The following is a 17,608-nucleotide window of genomic DNA, read 5'->3' as shown; positions in this document are numbered from 1 at the left end:
ATTTTGACCGAGGGCAGGCCTGAAAGGATTTGGTGCAACTGGGGGGTGAACAAAACAGCCAATGCTTGGACTTCTGAGGCTCTTGACTCTGGACCCTCGGCTAGTCCACGATGAACAATTTCGCTCCCTGTGGCGCTCGGGACTTGTGCGCTTCTGCCTGATCGGCCACCTGATAGCTCATGCCCGGGGTCAGGGTGAAGGTGCGACCATCTTCAAGCTCGGTGATGAGTTCACCTTCGATGACCAGCAAGATGTGGCCTTTTTTGCACCAGTGGTCAGAAACATAGCCGGGGGTGTATTCCACCATCCGCACGCGCACCTCTCCAAACATCTGGGTTCTCCAGAAGGCCTGGCCTGCCTCTGCAGAATGTTCGGTGGGGGAGAGGTCTTCCCATCTGGTGGTTTGAAAGGGCAAATTTTCGATTTTCACCTTGCCTCCTCTGGATGAACTGGAAGCCCGGAGCACAACAAAAATCCCGGCATTCCTGTCAAAGAAATGCCGGGACGCAAAGACAAACAAACCAATTGCGTGGTACCACCCGAGCTTCAAAAGTTGCTGTCAGCAAACTTTCCTCGTTGTTCCTCTGACGGGGGAGTTCCGTTCCGGTCTACTGAAAACCTTTGGGGCTTCTTTCTTCGGACAGCGTCACTGACAAGTGAAGTGAGGTGATTTTCGGCGGACCTCTGACCTGTCCGGCTTGCACCGTCCCGGACTCGCTTCAAGGAGAAAAACCGCGTACTCGTCTCACTGGCGCTTTTGGGTTGCAGGAAAATCCTTGAACCTCTGTTCAGGGCTTTTCACAAGGCTTATGGTAAAGGTCAACCCGCTGAAACGTCAATCCGCACAGTGGCTCAGCAGGGGAAAACGGTGCATTGCTCTGGGCAGGTTTCTGCGCTCCTGCCAGAAAAACGGTTCTTGCCTGAAAAACGAAACTGGCCGTCATTTCAAGGGGATGTGCCAGTTTGGGAGCAAACCATCCGCTTTCTGCTCTGGCTTCTTGCCTTTGTTTCTCCCATTGACGAACACCCGGCATCAGGTGATACCCTGAGATCAGCAATTCAAATCAAGCCATGTTGTTGTGCTGCAATTTGCAGTGTGACACTTGTCCATGCCCTTTCCTTTTGCAGGTCTTATGATAGACTCTGCATCAGGTGGCATGCATTGATGCCACAGAACCCCCATCAAATCGATCAACCCATGATCAGTCATCCACCACTGATTTCTTTTTGAAGCAGTTGAGGGTTGACTGAAGCAGAAGGAAACAATGAAAAAACAGCCCAAAACCGACGACAGCCTGAAATTCCAGGACCTCCAGAGCAAATTGCTGCCTGAATTGCACCTGCTTGCATCTCAGGTGGGCATCGACAATTACCGCAAGCTGAAAAAAGACGAGCTTGCCATCGCCATCCTTGAAAAGCAAGCCGAGCAGGATGGCTTCAAACTCGCCAGAGGCTTTCTGGAGATTTCGCCGGACGGGTACGGTTTTCTGCAGGACAACCTCCTGTCCACCGAATCCCGCAGTGTGATTGTCAGTGCTGGCCTGATCAAGCAATTTCAGCTTCGCACCGGAGACAAAATCCTCGGGCGTGCCCGTCCCCCCAGAGAAAACGAGCGTTACGGCACCCTGATGCGCGTGGAGGCCGTCAACGGTCTGGATCCCCTGACCGCTTCCCGCCGTCCCAAATTTGACGACCTGATCCCCACTTTCCCGGACCGACAGTTGGTGCTGGAAGACCCCACCATGGACGACAACCTTGCCCTCAGGGTGATTGACCTACTGGTGCCCATTGGTCTCGGTCAGCGTGGTCTGATTGTGGCTCCGCCCAAGGCCGGTAAAACCACCCTGATGAAGAAAATCGCCAACAGCATTGTGAAAAACTATCCGGAAATCACCGTGATGGTGTTGCTGGTCGATGAGCGCCCCGAGGAGGTCACCGACTTCCGTGAATCTGTGAAAGGTGCCCAGGTGGTGGCCTCCACCTTCGATGAGCCCCCACAAAACCACGTGCGGGTTGCAGAATTTGTTCATGAGCGTGCACGCCGCATTGTGGAAGAAGGCGGTCATGTGGTGATCTTGCTGGACTCCATCACCCGTCTCGCTCGCGCCAACAACCTGGTGACCCCACCCACCGGACGCACCCTCTCAGGGGGTCTGGATTCCAACGCTTTGCACTGGCCCAAACGTTTTCTGGGTGCAGCCCGCAACATCCGTGGAGGAGGCAGCCTGACCATTCTGGCCACCGCCCTTGTGGAAACCGGATCCCGCATGGACGATGTGATCTTCGAAGAGTTCAAAGGCACAGGCAACATGGAACTGGTGCTTTCCCGCCGTCTGGAAGAGCGCCGGATTTTCCCTGCTCTGGACATCCTCAAGTCCGGGACCCGCAAAGAAGAACTCCTGCTGGCCCCAGAGGTGCTCCACAAAATGTGGCTGCTCCGCAAAGTCATCAGCGACATGGACCCCGCCGAGGCCATGGACATGCTCCTCAACCGCATGTCCAAAACCCGCAACAATGCGGAATTCCTGTCCACTCTGGCCAGTGCAGGTTCCTGAAAACACCTTTTTACAGACCATGCCCCTGCAGTTTTTGATGTACTGCAGGGGTTGAATTTTGATGCTTTCTGCTTCATTCGCTTAAAAATTGAACCCAAATGGGCTGGAATTTTCCTGAAGCAAATCTGAAACAAATTTGTTGCCTGACAAAGCAAACAGCCACAGCCACACTTCAGTTCTTAAGGCATCCATTGAGATCCTCATGATGGATAAAATCTGTTCAGAACGATGTCGTTACAAAGTCGTGAAAAATGAAGCTCTCATGAGCTGTCATTGAAATTGCTTAACGCACAGCTTAGTATGGCTTCTGGGAGGAAGAGTTGAAGTCATTTTCGAACACCGCCCGTCGAATCACGGCGGCCGCGATAGCTTTACTGCTTCAGCAGGCGGTTGCAACACCTCTGGTGTTCCCCTATCACTTCCGCACTGCATCCAAAACCATCACCGTCAAATCTGTGGAATCCACGGTAGAACGTGGCTCTGCCATTGTGCGCATTCGCCCCGGAGATTCCCTCACCCAAATCGCAGACGACTATGGTGTGCGTGTCAAATCCATCATGTGGGCCACAGGCATCAAAAACGATCGCCTGAAACCTGGCATGCTGGTGCGCGTTCCCATTGTGGCTGTGGTCGAAAACAGCATCACCAAACTGCCGCCCGGCGTGACCGTGCATGAAGTGCAAGCAGGGGACACCCTGACCACCATCGCACAACGTTACGGGCTTTCGATCATTGAACTGATCAGTGCCAACCCCTACACCAGCAGTCTGGACCGCATGAAAGAAGGGGACCGCCTGATGATCCCCAGTGCCCAGAGGGGCCTGATTGTGCGGGTCAAACCCGGTCAGGATCTGGTGTCCATCTCTGAATTTTATGGTGTGGATGTGGGTCAGGTCGCCAAGGCTAACAACGTGACCCTGCCTTCTGATGTTGCAGAAGGGGATTACGTGCTGTTGCCCGGTGTGATGGCAGAAGGCACCTTGGAAGCGCTCAATGACCGCCGTCAGCGTGAAATCGAAAACCGCAAAAAGCGTGAAATGCTTGAACGTTACCAGCGTTATCTGGTTTTCGTGAAACGCAAAAAGCAGTTGCAATACGAGCGTTATCTGGCTTACCTCGAAGAGAAAAAAGAGCGCAAAGCCCGAGAAGCTGCCGAAGCTGCACGCCAGGAAATCATTGCCCGCGAACAGGCCAAAAAGTCTGCTGCTCTGGCAGCACGCCGTGCAGAACAGGAACGTCTGGAAGCCAAACAGGCCCAGCAAGCCCGAGCTGCACGCCGCACCACCGCCAGCAACAAAGTGGTTCGCACCTCATACGACTCCAAATCGGTGGCCAACACAGGTTTCCAGTGGCCCATGCGGGGTTTCACGATCACCAGTGGTTATGGCAGACGCGGTTTCTGGATCGGTTCCAGCAATTTCCACACTGGAATTGACCTCGGAGCCTCCACAGGAACGCCCATCTATGCTGCCTCATCTGGGCGGGTCACCGCTTCAGGTTGGGGAAGTTACGGCATCAATGTGTTTGTCTCAAATGGTAACATGAGGGTCATCTATGGTCACATGAGCCGCACTGCTGTCAGTGTCGGACAAACCGTGGACCGTGGAGATTTGCTCGGGTACGTGGGCTGTACGGGGATTTGCACCGGTCCTCACTTGCACTTCGAAGTTCAGGTGAATGGGCAGCACGTCAATCCTTACAACTACCTGCCCTGAGGTCTGCACCAAAACAATTCATGGGGTGACAATGCAACGCATTTTGCTGGTCGATGATGAAGAACAAATTTTACAACTGCTGGAAATGTTCCTGGAGATGAACGGGTACAAGCCAGCACTGGCCTTTTCAAGCCAAGACGCCTTGAAGCAGGTCTCTGGATCTGCGTTTGATCTTGCCATTCTGGATGTGTGTCTGGAAGATGGCAATGGTTTTGATCTGGCCCGCAAAATCAAGGCAGAACACCCCAAGCTGCCCATCGTCTTTCTGACCGGACTGAGTGCCGAATCCGACCGTGCAACCGGACTCAGCATTGGCAATGCCTATCTGGTCAAACCTTTCCAGCCGGATGTGCTTTTAAATGTCATCCAGCAACAGATCTCGGGCTCTCCAGCCTAAACTGGTACCTAAAAAAATACAAAACTGGTTCTTTTAGAGAACCAGTTTTTTCTTTATCATGCCAGACATGGAGAAAGGTACATTACCCATCAAAACCGGTTTCGCAGAAATGTTCAAAGGCGGCGTGATCATGGATGTGGTCACCCCCGAGCAGGCCATCATCGCCGAGCAGGCCGGAGCCACTGCCGTCATGGCCCTTGAGCGTGTTCCTGCAGACATTCGCGTGGCCGGAGGCGTGGCCCGCATGAGCGATCCCAAAATGATCAAAGGCATCATCGAAGCGGTGTCCATCCCTGTGATGGCCAAAGTGCGCATCGGTCATTTTGTGGAAGCCCAGATCCTGCAGGCCCTCGGTGTGGACTTCATCGACGAGTCTGAAGTGCTGACCCCTGCCGATGAGTCTTTCCACATCTTCAAGCACGACTTCAAAGTGCCTTTTGTGTGCGGAGCCAAAAACCTCGGTGAAGCCCTGCGCCGCATTGGTGAAGGTGCTGCCATGATCCGCACCAAAGGTGAAGCTGGAACCGGCAACGTGGTGGAAGCCGTGCGCCATGCCCGCACCGTGCTCGGAGAAATCCGCGCCATCCAGACCAAGCCCGTCGAAGAACTCATGACCGTGGCCCGAGACCTGCAAGCCCCTTACGAACTGGTGCGCTACATTCACGAGCACGGCAAACTGCCTGTGGTGAACTTCGCTGCCGGTGGAGTGGCCACCCCAGCAGATGCAGCCCTGATGATGCAACTGGGTCTGGACGGTGTGTTCGTGGGCTCTGGCATCTTCAAGTCTGACAACCCCGAGAAGCGCGCCAAAGCCATCGTGAAGTCGGTCACCCACTTCAATGATCCCGATGTGCTGGCCGAAGTCAGCGAAGACCTCGGTGCCCCCATGACCGGCATCGGCATTGATGAGCTGATCGAATCTGAAAAAATGGCCAAACGCGGCTGGTAAGACCCCTGCAGGCGCAGCACGCTGCGCCCCTACATCCGGGTGATCTTAATGTGAGGGCGCAGCACGCTGCGCCCTTGTTTGCTGGAGGAACCACATGAAAATTGGCGTGCTGGCCCTGCAAGGGGCATTCCGTGAACACAGACAGATGCTGGAAAAATTGGGCGCAGAGGTCACCGAAGTGCGCCTTCCCAAGCATCTGGAGGGTTTGCAAGGCTTGGTGATTCCCGGAGGGGAATCCACCACCATGGGCAAACTGATGATGGATTATGATCTCAAAGACCCCATCCAGAGGTTTCACCAGAACGGTGGAGCCCTTTTTGGCACCTGTGCCGGAGCCATCCTGTTGGCCACCGAAATTGAAGGTCAACCCAAGCACATGACGGGCAAACAGCCTTCTCTGGAGTTGCTGGATGTGACGGTGGCCCGCAATGCCTTTGGGCGGCAGGTGGACTCTTTCAAAGAGCCTCTGGACATTCAGGGTCTGGAAGGCCATTTTGATGCGGTGTTCATCCGTGCCCCCGTGATCACCCGGGTGGGAGAGGGCGTAGAGGTGCTTTGTGAGCATCAAGGACAGGTGGTGCTGGTGCGCTCGGGCCGTCTGATGGCTGCCAGTTTCCATCCTGAATTGACCCTTGATCCGAGGGTGCACGAACTGTTCCTCAAAACCTGTGTGGGGCTGTAAAACTTCAGGATTTCTCGTGCAGAGAGCCCGAGCTGTGGCTTTCTGCACATTTTTGGTGTTTGACCTGTCTAAATCCGTATAAATGTCCGTGTCGTGCTGTTCATGAAGCTGATACACTACTCACCGGGAGCTTGCAAAAACCTTTGAACAGCAAGGTGCACAGCAGGCTGTCGTGAAACATGAAAGCTGACACACTGCATTGAAGGGGCATGGCCCACTTCTCTGGCGGTTTTCAACGGGAGGTCTGGATGATTATCATGAAATTTGGTGGCACGCTGATGGGTTCAGCGCAGGCCATCCAACACTCGGCAAGTCTGGTGGCCCACTCCGTCCAGCAAGGTGAGAAAGTGGTGGCTGTGGTTTCGGCCATGTCCGGTGTCACCGACACCCTGATCAAAGTGGCTGGCAGTGCTGAAAATGGCGACATCGCTTTTGCCAACGATGAACTGGCCCTGCTCAGAAACCGCCACCTCAACACCGCACATGAACTGGGTGCTGCTCCTGACAGCCACACGGTGCTGGAAATCCGCGAACTGCTGGAAACCCTGCGCCAGACCGTGGTGGGTGTGTACCTGCTCCGCGAACTCAGCCCCAGAAGCCGTGACCTGATCGTGTCTTTCGGAGAGCGCCTTTCTGCCCCTCTGATGGCCATTGCCCTGCAACAACTTGGGGTTCACGCCCACAACCTGACTGGCGGACAGGCAGGCATCCTCACCGATCAGCACTTTGGCAACGCCAGACCCCTTCCAGAGGCTTTTGACCGCATTCCGGCCCGTCTGGAAGGCCTCTTTGGTGCAGACATCACCCCGGTGGTTGCTGGCTTCATTGGTGAAACCAGAGAAGGTGCCATCACCACCCTTGGACGTGGTGGCACCGACTACACCGCCACCATCATCGGAGCTGCCCTCAAAGCAGACGAAGTGTGGGCCTGGAAAGATGTGGATGGGGTCATGACCACCGATCCCCGCATGGTCCCTGAAGCCCAGAACATCCAGCACCTGTCTTACGCCGAAATCATGGAACTTGCCTTCTTCGGGGCCAAAGTGCTGCACCCTCTGGCTGTGACCCCTCTGCAAGAGCATGCCATCCCCCTGCGTGTGAAGAGTGCTGCTGATCCTGCCTTTGCTGGCACCCTGATCACAGGCAAGGCTGTGCGCAACAGACCCGTCAAAGCCGTGACCGCCATCCGTCAGGTGTCCATCATCACCGTTGGAGGTGCTCTGGTCGGTGTGCCTGAAACCGTCGCTGAAATCTTTGACACGCTGGCCAAAGCCCAGATTCCGGTCCTGATGATCTCCCAGAGCTCCAGCATGGCCAACGTGTCTCTGGTGATCCAGAATGCTTACGCCAAGAAAGCCATGGCTGAACTGAAAGCCGCTTTTGCCAAAGCCGATCTGGTGCGCGACTTCGAATTCACAGAAAATGTGGCCGTGGTGGCCATCGTGGGTGAAGGCATGCGCGGTGCACGTGGCATTGCAGCCAAACTGTTCTCTGCTCTGGCAGAGGAAGGCATCAACCTGCTGATGATCTCTCAGGGTTCCTCAGAGTTCAACATTTCTCTGGCCATTGAGGACCGTGATGTGGCCAAGGCTGTTCAAGCTGCCCACAAGGCATTTGATCTGGAAAAAGCCGACTGAGCAGAAGTTTACACCATACAGTTCACAGTTGAGAGTGAAAACACAGATGTTGGTCTGCCAGCATCTGTGTTTTCATTGCGGGTGCAGTTCTACCCTTGTGTTGAGCAGTTTCCTCGGGTCTTTGCACCCAGATGGTTTGCTGTGAAGTGTCTGCTGTGAAGTTTAGACTCAAAAGAATGAAGGCGGCAGGGAATCCCTCTGCCGCCCGGCATCATGCATGTGTATTGCAGGGTACTTAAGAAAATTTTCCGGTCTGAATCACTTGAACCAGCACCGGTGGCAGGTTCCAGGCAAGGATGTCGAAAGCTGCAGCATGGAAGTCATACACCACTTTGTGCATTTTGATTTTGACTTCCTGTTCACCGATGTCCATGATGCACACGTCTGCTCCGGGCTCACGGTTGAGGGTGAGGCCCACCGATCCAGGATCCACCACGTATCCACCGTTGCGCAGTTCACGCACCATGGGGATGTGGCTTCCGCCGCAGACCAGAATCTTGCAATTCAGCGAGGTGAGCATGTCTTCTAGGGTTTTGGTGCCCTGTGAGAGGTCAAGGCGTCCTTCTGGACTCAAGGGGCTGCCATGACAATAACGCAAGCGTCCGTATGGGGTCATCAGTCTTCCAGTGGGGCTGAAGGATTGCAGGTACAGCTTGTCGTCTTTGGAGAGCACACCCCGGGTCCATTCCAGAACCTCTTCGGAGATGCCTTTGCGTCGCTCGGCTTTGGCGACGCCTTCAAAGCTGACCCGCAGGTCGCTGCTTCCCAGACCGCAGGTGACGTTGTGGTTGCGCACAAACTCAATGCACTCTGCTGGACTGGCTCCGTAACCCACCAGATCACCCAGTGCGATGACCTGATCGACTCTGGAATCCTGGATCACCCTCCAGGCGGCTTGCAAGGCGTGGATGTTGGCGTGGATATCGCTGATGAAGGCCAGTTTCATGTTTCCATTCCTTGCATGATTTTACAATATTCGAAATTGCATGGTGGTGTGTGAAAATCATCTTCACCTGATGGGTGTTACAGCAAAATTACAATACCAGAGCGGATTTTTTCAAATCTTCTTTGTTGTGGAATGCGTCTCGAAGCCAATAAAATCTTGATGAATGCACCATCTGCCAACCGGAAACTGGAAAATTGTACCGAGTATAGATTTATCAGCCTTTTGTGGAAGATGAAGGTCCAGCAGTCTCAAGGATGCTTGTCAGGTTGTTGCAGGGTAAACGCAAAGTCTGAAGTTTGGCAGGCCGACTGAGAAAGCGGTCAGCAGTCAGCCATCAGTGCTCAGTGAAAAGCGGATCCAGAGGCCTTTTCTCTAGAAAACAGCAAGACCCAAAGGCAAAGCTCCATCAGGTTTGGCAAGCTCAACCGACTGGAAGAAGACTTTCCTTCTGGCTGACGGCTGAACGCTGAGGGCTGACGGCTCTTTCTGTTTGCATCGCCCGAACAGCGACTTTGCATTTACCCTGAGTGTTGATGGGACAGAACCTTTGCTTCTCAGAAAACTGCGTTAAAATTTGAGGGTGTTTCTTCTCCCTTTCATTCTGCTGGCCCTGAGCAGTTTACAGGTGGTGTGGGGCTTCCTCACCCCGATTTTTCTGGCATGGACATTTCAGGTTTTGATTGATGCACGCAGCCGTCGCGCAGCAGTGAGGCGTGGTTTCTGGGGCATGACGGTGTTTTTTGGCATTTTCCTTTACTGGTTACCCATCAGCTTTTCCAAACTGTATGGTCCTTTTGGTGCTGCAATGTTCACCCCTCTGTTTTTCATTGAGGGGGCTTTCTGGGCCCTCATGGTTGCAGTGGTCTTCAACCTCAGCAAAGACCGCAGTGCCCGTTTGTGGCTGCTGGCCTTTGGTTGGGTGGTTCTGGAATGGCTCAGGCACCTCGGGATGTTCGCGTTTCCGTGGGGAACGCTGGGTTACACCCTCGACACCCTGCCCATCATCCAGACCGCTGACCTTGGAGGGATTCTCCTGCTCAGTTTGCTGGTCACTGTGACTGCAGCGGCCATTGTGGAAGCTGTTTCTTCCAAATTTGCTCCCCTGCTGGTTTCGCTTTCCCTCTGGGCAGGCGGATGGGTGTATGGTCTGACCCGCACCCTTCCCACAGGCCCAGAGCATCAAGCCACACTGGTGCAGGGCAACATTGATCCCCTCAAAAAAGCTGCTGATGTGAACAACACACTGGGAACAGTGGACATCTACAACCGCCTGAGTCAGGGAGAAGGGCTTTTCATCTGGCCCGAGACCGCCATCAAAGACATGGATTTGCCTCTGGCGCAACCCTCACAACTGATCACAGGCGTTGCAGACCTCAGTGGAGGTCACAATCAAGTGCTGTCCAGAGAAATGGATCCACAGAAAAACGAATTCCATTTCACCTTCCACAACAAACTCAGGTTGGTGCCATTCGGCGAGTGGATCCCATGGCGACAGGAATTGGACGGCCTGTATGATCTGGTGGAACGCCAACTGGGCATCTACCTGATCAGCACCCAGCAGGGCACCACCGCCAAACCTCTGGAAATCAACGGGCAGAAGTTCGGGACGTACATCTGCTATGAGAGTGTGTATGGCTGGATGGCCCGCCAGATGGCTCTGGATGGGGCCAACGTGCTGGTCAATGTCTCCAACGACGCATGGTTTGGAGATGGGGCCGGCCTCAAGCAACACTATGCCATGGGGCGTATCCGTGCCATCGAGACCCACAGATACATCTTGCGTGCCGGCAACACGGGCATCACCTCTGTGATTGATCCGCTTGGACGCACTTTGGATCGCTTGCCCATCCAGCAAGAAGGGGCTTTGAAAGTCACCTACCAGTCCCTGAATGGGACCACGCTGTACATGCTCCTTGGAGACTGGTTGGTGCTGGGCATCTGCCTGTTTGGCAGTGTGTGGGTGATTTTTACAGGGTCCAGGAGAGCTCGAGGGCTTCTTTAAGCCCGTCATCGTCCACGTGGCCCACATGCAGGTCTGCGGCGGCTCTGGCCTCTTCGTCTGCATTGGCCATGGCCACACCGAAGCCCACAAAGCGCATGGCTTCGGCATCATTGTGACCATCGCCAACCATCATCACCCGGTCCACGGTGAGTCCAAGCCTGTTGGCAATTTTTTCAATGCCAGAGGCTTTGGAGACCCCTCTGCGGGTCATGGAAATGAACATGGCATCGGCCATGATGGGGCTTCCAGCAGGGGAGAGGGTCACTGCCTCGGGCATCAGGTCCATGCATTCGCGGGTCTGTTCGATGGGAACCACCCACTGTGCCCGAACAGGTGTACCCTTCAGAGCACTGAACGGCTTGGGATCAAAAGGCAACCCGAGCAGGTCTGCATGCTCTTTTGCAAACCGGTGGGTGTCTTCTACTGCATAATCGGTGTCGGAGTACAGTTCCAGCACCCAGTTTTTTTCTGCAGCCAGTCTTTCCAGCTCAGGCAAAAGTTCCATGGGAAAAGGGGAAGACAGGGTTTCTCCGGTGCCCACATGAAAGATGCTGGCCCCATTCTGGAAGATGTGCCATCCATCGGGATCCAGTTGTTTGGCGTAGCCCAGAGCCTTGCCAAAAGCGGGTCTTCCGGTGCACAACACCAGATGTTGCCCTTTGCTGCGGGCCTGTTCGGTGGCTTTCCAGACCGTCTCGGTGACGGTTCCGCTTGAGCCCACCAGTGTTCCATCCACATCAATGCATACCAGTTTCAACACCGCAACAGTTTAATCCATTCCGGTGAGGAAACGGTGGTGTTGTTTGGTCTGAATCATGAGCATCAAGAGTATGATGTGTAACATGCTCATATGGATCAATGGACCTTTTGGGGTGGGCAAGACCCACACTGCATTTGAACTGTATCGCAGGTTGCCGGGAAGTTGTGTCAGCGATCCCGAGCATCACGGTTTTGCCCTGTTCAAAACCATTCCTCCTTCACTCAGAGGGGATTTTCAGGATTTGCCCATCTGGAGAAAAACCACCTTTGAAACCCTCAAATACCTTTCAGAACACCATGCAGGACCTGTGATTGTTCCGATGGCTCTGGTGCAGCCAGCGTATTTCGAGGAAATTGTTGGCAGACTGAGGCAAGAAAACCATGATGTCCGGCATTTTGCCCTGCTGGCCTCCAGAGAAACCTTGCTCAGAAGGCTGAGAAAAAGGGGAGATCTGGCATCTTCGTGGCCTGCACAGCAGATGGAGAGATGTTTGCAGGCTTTACAGGATCCCCTGTTTGCAGATCACCTGAACACCGAACAAAAGTCCATTCCAGAGCTGGCAGAGCACATTGCGGGATGCTGCGGCCTTGATTTGCAGCCTCGCCTCTCTGGAATGGCAGCCACCCTCTACAGATGGAAAGTCACGTTGGGGCACATCCGATGAAAAGCCATCAAAAAACCCAGAGTTTCCTCTGGGTTCACAATGAACAAAAAACTCAAGCTTGAGCAGCAGGGACGTAGCCTTCGAGGCTGGCGTAGTCGTCCTGGAAGTGCATCAGGACACCGCTGAACAGCGTGTCAAAGGTGCTCTGGGGGAATTCGCACAGGGTGGGGTAGAAGCCCACGTATTCCAGCCACACGTTGCCATCGTCGTCGATGCTGCGGGAGAAGGCACGTTCACGGTTGCGGCCGTTCAGCATGGTGACCACTTCATCGCGTCGGTCAGTGTAGGTTTTCTGGGTGACGCAGGTGATTTCCAGACGGCTGGTGTCGTTGGGGCCGTCAGAAACGCTGACCAGTACGGCAGCATCACCCATTTCAAACTTCCAGCCCATGCGGATGAAGCGCTGACCGTTGTTCTCTTGCAGGTCGAGGTGCACTTCTTTCTCTTTCAGGTACTTCGCGATGGTATCGAGTGTCAGCAGAGCGACATCAGACATGATTTTTCCTCCTGGAATGGTTGGACAAAGCCTAGCACATCCTACCTGATTTTGCGAAGGAAACCCATGCATTTTGCCCCGAGAAAACAAGGGTCAAGCGCAATGGTTTTTCTTCCTCTGGGATGCTTATTGCTTGGAGACCACCCTCAGCTCGACAGGAGCCACCCCCTCAGAGATGATCCCGAGGGCCCGGGCAGCAGCGATGGACAGGTCAATGATGCGGTTTTTGTTGCCAAAAGGTCCCCGATCATTGATTTTCACCAGCACGGTTTTGCCCGTTTTCTGGTGCTTGACCTCCACCCAGGTGCCTTTGGGCAGCGTGGGATGGGCAGCGGTCATGTTGGTTTCACTGTCTTTGAGGCCATTGTAATAAACGGCATAACCGGTCTGCACTGCGCTGCTCTGGGTCATGCCCGAAATGGGGAGCACCAGCAGCAAAAAAGCCAGCAGATAACGCATTTACACCTCCGCGAATGGGGCGTGGCTCAACACCTCGGCCCCGGATTCGGTCACCAGGACCAGTTCTTCCAACCGCACGCCCCCCACACCAGAGATGTAGAGGCCGGGCTCGATGGTGATGATCATGCCTGCTTGCAAAGGCACATTGTATTGGGACATCTCGGGACGGAATTTGAACATTCTGGGCAGTTCGTGCACTGCCAGACCCACCCCGTGTCCGAGAGAGTGCAAAAAGTACTGCCCGAGCCCCACGCTGTCCAGATACCCTCTGGCGATGTGGTCGAGGTCACAGGTCATCATGCCCGGACGCACGGCTTCCAGAGCCAGATTCAGGGCGGTACGGGTGTGGCGGTACAGCTCTTTCAGCTGGGTGCTGATTTCACCAACTGGGAAAGCCCGGGTGCAATCGCTGTGATACCCCTGAAAGGTTGCACCCCAGTCGATGGTCACCAGATCTCCATCTTCCAGTGGACGCTCAGATGCAGTGCCGTGGGGCATGGCGCTGCGGTGCCCTCCAGCCACAATGATGTCAAAAGAACGGTCTTCTGCGCCGTTTTTGCGCATGAACAATTCGAGTTCCAGAGCCACATCGATTTCACGAACGCCAGGTTTCAGCATGGGCAGAACATGCTTCAAGCCTTCATCTGCGATGTGCTGGGCTTTGCGGATTTTTTCCACTTCCTCTGGGGTTTTGATGGCCCGTGTGCCTTCCAGAAGACCAACAGTGGGCACCAATTGGGTGGCCTGCAAGGCATCCAGGGCCTGCAGTTTCTTGACGGTGAGGGCATCGGCTTCAAAACCCACCACTTTGCCTTCCAGCAAAGGACGGGCATGGGCCAGCACGTCGGCATCACGGGCAATGTGTTGGGGAATGCTGCATTCTTCTTTCGCCTGATCGATGTAACGGGAATCGGTGTAAAGCAAAAGTCCGTCCCGGTGCAGGAGCACCGTGCCATCTTTGGGGGAAGAAAACCCACTCAGATACCTGACGTTTTCAGGAGAAGTCACCCACAGGGCGTCCAATCCGTGAGCAGTCAGCAAATCAACAAGTTGTTGCATAGGCTAGAGTATAACCCGAGCCCCCATGCATCCGTCTAGCCCCTTTCAGGGTTTTAACTGTCCAGCAGCCCATTTTACGGCATCGTTCAGGGTGGTGTTGGGTTCGTCAGGAACCACGCCCACCCCCTCCCAGGTTTTGCCAGAAAACGGTGCAAGCTGTCCTGAAGCCAGAAAAAGCATGCTCCCATCTTGAAAGCAGTAGGGATAAACCGCTTCAACGTTTCCTGCACTGGTTTGTCCGAAAACCCGAGCCCTGCCCACACGCTGCAACCCTCCACTGAAGCCTTCTGCTGCACTGTTCACATTCCGGTCAATCACCAGAGCCAGAGGGACCTGACCATAAGGACGGTTTCCCAGAGCGGGAAGGGGTAAGGGAAAAGAGCCTTTCAGGCGCATTCGCCACAAAAAACCACTCTGGAACAGGCCAGCGGTGCGCATCATTTCCACGGCCAAGCCACCCGGATTGCCCCTCAAATCCATCACAAAAGCCTTTGCTCCTTGCTGCGTCAAGGTGTCCAGCGCTTCTTGCACTCCAGAAGTGCGGTCAAAGCCTGCAAAATCTGCAATTTTGATCACCCCAACCCGGGCATCTTCTGCAGCAAGTTCATAGGTTACTTCTCTGGATGCTCTGGTGGAGGTCACGGCAAGGGTGTATTTCAGACACGGCAGGTCTCCATACACTTCTTTGATGTTCAGGGCCTGCTGTTTTCCCAGATAAACCGAGTGGTTGTCATCCAGCCAGTCCACCACTCCCCTTAATGCATCGTCAATGTTTGTGGGGTTCACAAGCACCTGATTGCGGTAAAAGGTTTTGACCTCTTCCCAGTTGTTGGATTTTGGAATCAGCTCTCTGGTGATCGTTGAGGCCGTACCGGACGGCAAAACCATGGGCAGTTTCAAGGTGGCAGGAGGGGTAAATCGGGACGTGTAAATGTATTTTTCTGTGATCATGTCGGTGATCTTCTGGAATTTGTCTAATTCTGGCGTCCCTACACCACTCGCGATCACGGCAGAAAGCGCTAAACTGGAGAACATGCTTTCAAGATAGCAGCAGAAAGCATAAGGAACATATATGAGTCAGAGTACAGATCTCCTTCTTTTAACTCCGGGCCCGACCCCCATCCAGCCCGATGCGCTCCAAGCCCTCCTGATCCCCATGGTTGGACACATGGATCCTGCGGTGTTTGCGCTGAACGCGCGCATTCAGGCGAACCTCAAAGTCCTCTATGGAGCAGCGGCGGATGCGTTCACGGCACTGGTGGCGGGCACAGGCAGTCTGGGGATGGAGACTGGATTCGCCAACCTCATCGAACCCGGAGACACCGTGGTGGTTGCCACCAACGGATCTTTCGGAGACCGCATGGTGGAAATGTGTGAGCGTTACGGCGCTCAGGTCATCACCGTGCGCGCCCCCATCGGCGAAGCTGTGCGCCTCGAAGAAGTCGAAAAAGCCCTTCGGGAACACAACCCCAAAATGGTCAGTGTGGTCCACGGGGAAACCAGCACCGGTGTGCTCAACCCCGCCCCCGAGATTGCCCGCATGGCCCAGGACATGGGCATTCTGGTGACCGTGGATGCCGTCACCACTGCAGGCATGATGCCCTACGAGATGGAAAAATGGGGCATCGACTACGCCTACACCGGCTCTCAAAAATGCCTTTCTGCCCCTCCCGGCGTGGCTCCAGTGGCCGTCAGCGCACGCGCCATGGAAGTGGTCAAAAACCGCAAGACCCCCGTCACCCTCTGGTACTCGGATTTTCTGGGTTTGCAAGCCTACTGGGACCACAAAGATTACCACCACACCGTTCCTGTGCAACTGCACTACGCTCTGGACGCTGCCCTTGCTGCTGCCCTCAAAGAAGGTCTGGAAGTGCGCGCGCAACACGCTTCTGAACTCAGCGTGGCAGTGGCCCGTACCCTCGAAACCATCGGGTTCTCCCACTTCGTGAAAAACCCCAGAGAACGCCTCCCCAGTGTGCTGTCCTTGCGCCTCCCCGAGGGCCTGAACGACGCACAGGTGCGCGGTGCCCTGCGTGAAAAAGGCATCTCCATCACCGGCGGTCTGGATGCCACCCGTGGCATGATCTGGCGCCTCGGTTTGATGGGTGAAGCTGCCCGCGTGGAACACTACCTGCGGTTCATGCGAACCCTCAATGAAATTCTGGGTCACAAGCACCTCGAAAACACCTTGCAGGAAAACCTGTCGGCTGTTCACGCCTGAGTTCCAACATAAAAATTCAACCCCTCCGGCTGCAGGCTGGAGGGGTTTTTGCTGTTTGGATTTTGTTTGGATTGCGATCAGGCCAGTTGCAACCGGGAAATCAGGGCATTCACAATGCTCTCGGGGGTGCCTTCTCGGGTGTCGGCCCACGACAGTCTGGCTTTGAGCTCGGGAAATTCTGCCAGTTGGGCAGGCAGGGTTTCTTTTTGCTCCTGATCCAGAATGAAAATGAACCTGCCATTGTCGAACCGGTATGCATGCAGGGTGCAGTTCCTGAGAACCCCAGAGACCTGCAAGAGCAAGTGATCGTAGAAAGCCTGAGGTTGTTGCAGGCCTTCGGACAGGTCTGCCACCTCCAGCAAACCCACGTGGTAAGACGAAAGCAACCGTCCATAGGCATCCAGTTGACGGTACAACTGGAAACGGTGGGGCAGGCCGGTCAACCAGTCCCGTCTTGCCTGACGGTCCAGTTCTTCTTGAAAAGCCGCCACTTGCACGCACAATTCAAAGTGTCTGAGCAGGCCTTCGAACCAGTTTTTTTCTTCTTCTCTCAGAGGCTGGGCCAGCCCGATCTGGTAACACAGGGGTTTAGGGGGTGCACTCAGGTAACCCCGATATGTCTTGTCATCTTGCCATCCTGTGGCGATGGGAGCGTGCTCTTCAAGGTGGAATTGACTGTCAGGCAAGAGGGTTGAGAGCACAACAGGAAATTGAGCCAGCACTTCTGCAGTGGAAAAGTGCTGCAAGGATTTGCACGCTTGAGCGTATTTGAGGGCGATTTCAGAGGCATTCTGCATGTGTGGACTCCATGGTGGTGTGTGGTCCTGGTCGGCGGTCAGGTGGACGGATGCAAGCAGTCCACCTGTGGATGTCTCACAGTATGACAGACGAACTCTGACACTTTTATGTTGTCCGATTTGTTAAAAACAGCCTGCAAAAGCCTGATCTTTGGAAGATTTTCCCCCCATCAGGAAAGGTGCTGAACTGAAAACGGCTCTTGGTCAAAAATCCGAAAGCGCTTTCGGAGACACCTTTGGATCTTCAAAATGGCTCTGGTAAGGCTTTA

The 17,608-nt window shown here is 54.5% G+C and carries 17 protein-coding genes; 9 read left to right on the top strand and 8 right to left on the bottom strand.

All coding sequences use genetic code 11. The annotated features are described in order from the left end of the window. Window positions 1-100: 100 nt before the first annotated feature. The gene (locus tag Q371_RS00180) at window positions 101-430 is read right to left on the bottom strand and encodes a DHCW motif cupin fold protein (protein ID WP_034335215.1); all 330 of its coding nucleotides are present in this window, start codon (window positions 428-430) and stop codon (window positions 101-103) included. An 835-nt stretch (window positions 431-1,265) separates the two neighbouring features. Between Q371_RS00180 and rho the strand changes: the two genes are divergently transcribed. The 6 genes from rho to Q371_RS00145 all read left to right on the top strand — a co-directional run bounded on the left by rho (window position 1,266) and on the right by Q371_RS00145 (window position 7,935). Then, a complete protein-coding gene (rho, locus tag Q371_RS00170; RefSeq protein WP_034334623.1) occupies window positions 1,266-2,555 on the top strand; it encodes a transcription termination factor Rho in 1,290 nt (429 codons plus the stop codon). Between the two features lie 320 nt (window positions 2,556-2,875). Then, complete coding sequence (locus Q371_RS00165; RefSeq protein ID WP_084571133.1) at window positions 2,876-4,270, top strand: peptidoglycan DD-metalloendopeptidase family protein; 1,395 nt, start codon at window positions 2,876-2,878, stop codon at window positions 4,268-4,270. A 31-nt stretch (window positions 4,271-4,301) separates the two neighbouring features. Beyond that, window positions 4,302-4,667 (top strand): response regulator transcription factor, encoded by a 366-nt coding sequence (locus Q371_RS00160; RefSeq protein ID WP_034334621.1) that lies wholly within the window; start codon window positions 4,302-4,304, stop codon window positions 4,665-4,667. Window positions 4,668-4,725: 58 nt separating this feature from the next. Further along, window positions 4,726-5,616 carry a pyridoxal 5'-phosphate synthase lyase subunit PdxS gene (gene pdxS, locus Q371_RS00155; protein WP_034334618.1) on the top strand — a complete coding sequence of 297 codons (891 nt, stop codon included), beginning with the start codon at window positions 4,726-4,728 and terminating at the stop codon, window positions 5,614-5,616. Between the two features lie 94 nt (window positions 5,617-5,710). After that, on the top strand, window positions 5,711-6,298 hold the full coding sequence (gene pdxT, locus Q371_RS00150) for a pyridoxal 5'-phosphate synthase glutaminase subunit PdxT (RefSeq protein ID WP_034334615.1): 588 nt from the start codon (window positions 5,711-5,713) through the stop codon (window positions 6,296-6,298). Window positions 6,299-6,546: 248 nt separating this feature from the next. After that, window positions 6,547-7,935: an aspartate kinase gene (locus tag Q371_RS00145; protein ID WP_034335210.1), complete on the top strand. Its 1,389-nt coding sequence runs from the start codon at window positions 6,547-6,549 to the stop codon at window positions 7,933-7,935. Window positions 7,936-8,170: 235 nt separating this feature from the next. On the opposite strand, the gene Q371_RS00140 is transcribed toward Q371_RS00145, so the two are convergent. Next, window positions 8,171-8,881, bottom strand: coding sequence for a metallophosphoesterase family protein (locus Q371_RS00140; protein ID WP_034334612.1), 711 nt, complete (start codon window positions 8,879-8,881; stop codon window positions 8,171-8,173). 580 nt (window positions 8,882-9,461) lie between these two features. Here Q371_RS00140 and lnt point away from each other — a divergent pair. Further along, entirely contained in the window at window positions 9,462-10,883 is a 1,422-nt protein-coding gene (gene lnt / locus Q371_RS00135; RefSeq protein WP_051963012.1) for an apolipoprotein N-acyltransferase, read from the top strand. On the opposite strand, the gene Q371_RS00130 is transcribed toward lnt, so the two are convergent. Next, window positions 10,849-11,643, bottom strand: a complete 795-nt coding sequence (locus tag Q371_RS00130; protein ID WP_034334610.1) for a Cof-type HAD-IIB family hydrolase — start codon at window positions 11,641-11,643, stop codon at window positions 10,849-10,851. The two genes, lnt and Q371_RS00130, sit on opposite strands and share 35 nt — an antisense overlap. 82 nt (window positions 11,644-11,725) lie before the next feature. Between Q371_RS00130 and Q371_RS00125 the strand changes: the two genes are divergently transcribed. Beyond that, complete coding sequence (locus Q371_RS00125) at window positions 11,726-12,307, top strand: AAA family ATPase (RefSeq protein ID WP_034334607.1); 582 nt, start codon at window positions 11,726-11,728, stop codon at window positions 12,305-12,307. A 52-nt stretch (window positions 12,308-12,359) separates the two neighbouring features. Here the strand turns inward: Q371_RS00125 and Q371_RS00120 are convergent, their stop codons facing one another. The 4 genes from Q371_RS00120 to Q371_RS25005 all read right to left on the bottom strand — a co-directional run bounded on the left by Q371_RS00120 (window position 12,360) and on the right by Q371_RS25005 (window position 15,356). Further along, the gene (locus Q371_RS00120) at window positions 12,360-12,803 is read right to left on the bottom strand and encodes a type III secretion system chaperone family protein (RefSeq protein ID WP_034334605.1); all 444 of its coding nucleotides are present in this window, start codon (window positions 12,801-12,803) and stop codon (window positions 12,360-12,362) included. A 126-nt stretch (window positions 12,804-12,929) separates the two neighbouring features. Further along, window positions 12,930-13,262, bottom strand: coding sequence for a septal ring lytic transglycosylase RlpA family protein (locus tag Q371_RS00115; protein ID WP_034334603.1), 333 nt, complete (start codon window positions 13,260-13,262; stop codon window positions 12,930-12,932). Next, window positions 13,263-14,321, bottom strand: coding sequence for a M24 family metallopeptidase (locus Q371_RS00110; RefSeq protein WP_034334601.1), 1,059 nt, complete (start codon window positions 14,319-14,321; stop codon window positions 13,263-13,265). A 45-nt stretch (window positions 14,322-14,366) separates the two neighbouring features. Then, the gene (locus Q371_RS25005; RefSeq protein ID WP_084571131.1) at window positions 14,367-15,356 is read right to left on the bottom strand and encodes a S41 family peptidase; all 990 of its coding nucleotides are present in this window, start codon (window positions 15,354-15,356) and stop codon (window positions 14,367-14,369) included. A 133-nt stretch (window positions 15,357-15,489) separates the two neighbouring features. Between Q371_RS25005 and Q371_RS00100 the strand changes: the two genes are divergently transcribed. After that, on the top strand, window positions 15,490-16,542 hold the full coding sequence (locus Q371_RS00100; RefSeq protein WP_342668483.1) for an aminotransferase class V-fold PLP-dependent enzyme: 1,053 nt from the start codon (window positions 15,490-15,492) through the stop codon (window positions 16,540-16,542). A gap of 77 nt (window positions 16,543-16,619) precedes the next feature. Here the strand turns inward: Q371_RS00100 and Q371_RS00095 are convergent, their stop codons facing one another. Beyond that, window positions 16,620-17,339, bottom strand: a complete 720-nt coding sequence (locus Q371_RS00095; RefSeq protein WP_034334598.1) for a GGDEF domain-containing protein — start codon at window positions 17,337-17,339, stop codon at window positions 16,620-16,622. Between the last annotated feature and the right edge of the window lie 269 nt (window positions 17,340-17,608).

The sequence above is a fragment of the Deinococcus misasensis DSM 22328 genome (genome assembly GCF_000745915.1).
In the GTDB taxonomy this organism is placed as follows: Bacteria; Deinococcota; Deinococci; order Deinococcales; family Deinococcaceae; genus Deinococcus_C; species Deinococcus_C misasensis.
Note: the sequence above shows the minus strand (reverse complement) of the source record. Positions and strands in the feature narration are given on the sequence as shown.

What these genes read in the sequence shown, in the direction of transcription:
- Q371_RS00110 (WP_034334601.1), bottom strand. Translation starts at nt 14,321, where the DNA reads ATGCAACAACTTGTTGATTTGCTGACTGCTCACGGATTGGACGCCCTG.
- rho (WP_034334623.1), top strand. Translation starts at nt 1,266, where the DNA reads ATGAAAAAACAGCCCAAAACCGACGACAGCCTGAAATTCCAGGACCTC.
- Q371_RS00145 (WP_034335210.1), top strand. Translation starts at nt 6,547, where the DNA reads ATGATTATCATGAAATTTGGTGGCACGCTGATGGGTTCAGCGCAGGCC.
- pdxS (WP_034334618.1), top strand. Translation starts at nt 4,726, where the DNA reads ATGCCAGACATGGAGAAAGGTACATTACCCATCAAAACCGGTTTCGCA.
- Q371_RS00120 (WP_034334605.1), bottom strand. Translation starts at nt 12,803, where the DNA reads ATGTCTGATGTCGCTCTGCTGACACTCGATACCATCGCGAAGTACCTG.
- Q371_RS25005 (WP_084571131.1), bottom strand. Translation starts at nt 15,356, where the DNA reads ATGTTCTCCAGTTTAGCGCTTTCTGCCGTGATCGCGAGTGGTGTAGGG.
- pdxT (WP_034334615.1), top strand. Translation starts at nt 5,711, where the DNA reads ATGAAAATTGGCGTGCTGGCCCTGCAAGGGGCATTCCGTGAACACAGA.
- Q371_RS00100 (WP_342668483.1), top strand. Translation starts at nt 15,490, where the DNA reads ATGGATCCTGCGGTGTTTGCGCTGAACGCGCGCATTCAGGCGAACCTC.
- Q371_RS00140 (WP_034334612.1), bottom strand. Translation starts at nt 8,881, where the DNA reads ATGAAACTGGCCTTCATCAGCGATATCCACGCCAACATCCACGCCTTG.
- Q371_RS00095 (WP_034334598.1), bottom strand. Translation starts at nt 17,339, where the DNA reads ATGCAGAATGCCTCTGAAATCGCCCTCAAATACGCTCAAGCGTGCAAA.
- Q371_RS00125 (WP_034334607.1), top strand. Translation starts at nt 11,726, where the DNA reads ATGCTCATATGGATCAATGGACCTTTTGGGGTGGGCAAGACCCACACT.
- Q371_RS00115 (WP_034334603.1), bottom strand. Translation starts at nt 13,262, where the DNA reads ATGCGTTATCTGCTGGCTTTTTTGCTGCTGGTGCTCCCCATTTCGGGC.
- Q371_RS00160 (WP_034334621.1), top strand. Translation starts at nt 4,302, where the DNA reads ATGCAACGCATTTTGCTGGTCGATGATGAAGAACAAATTTTACAACTG.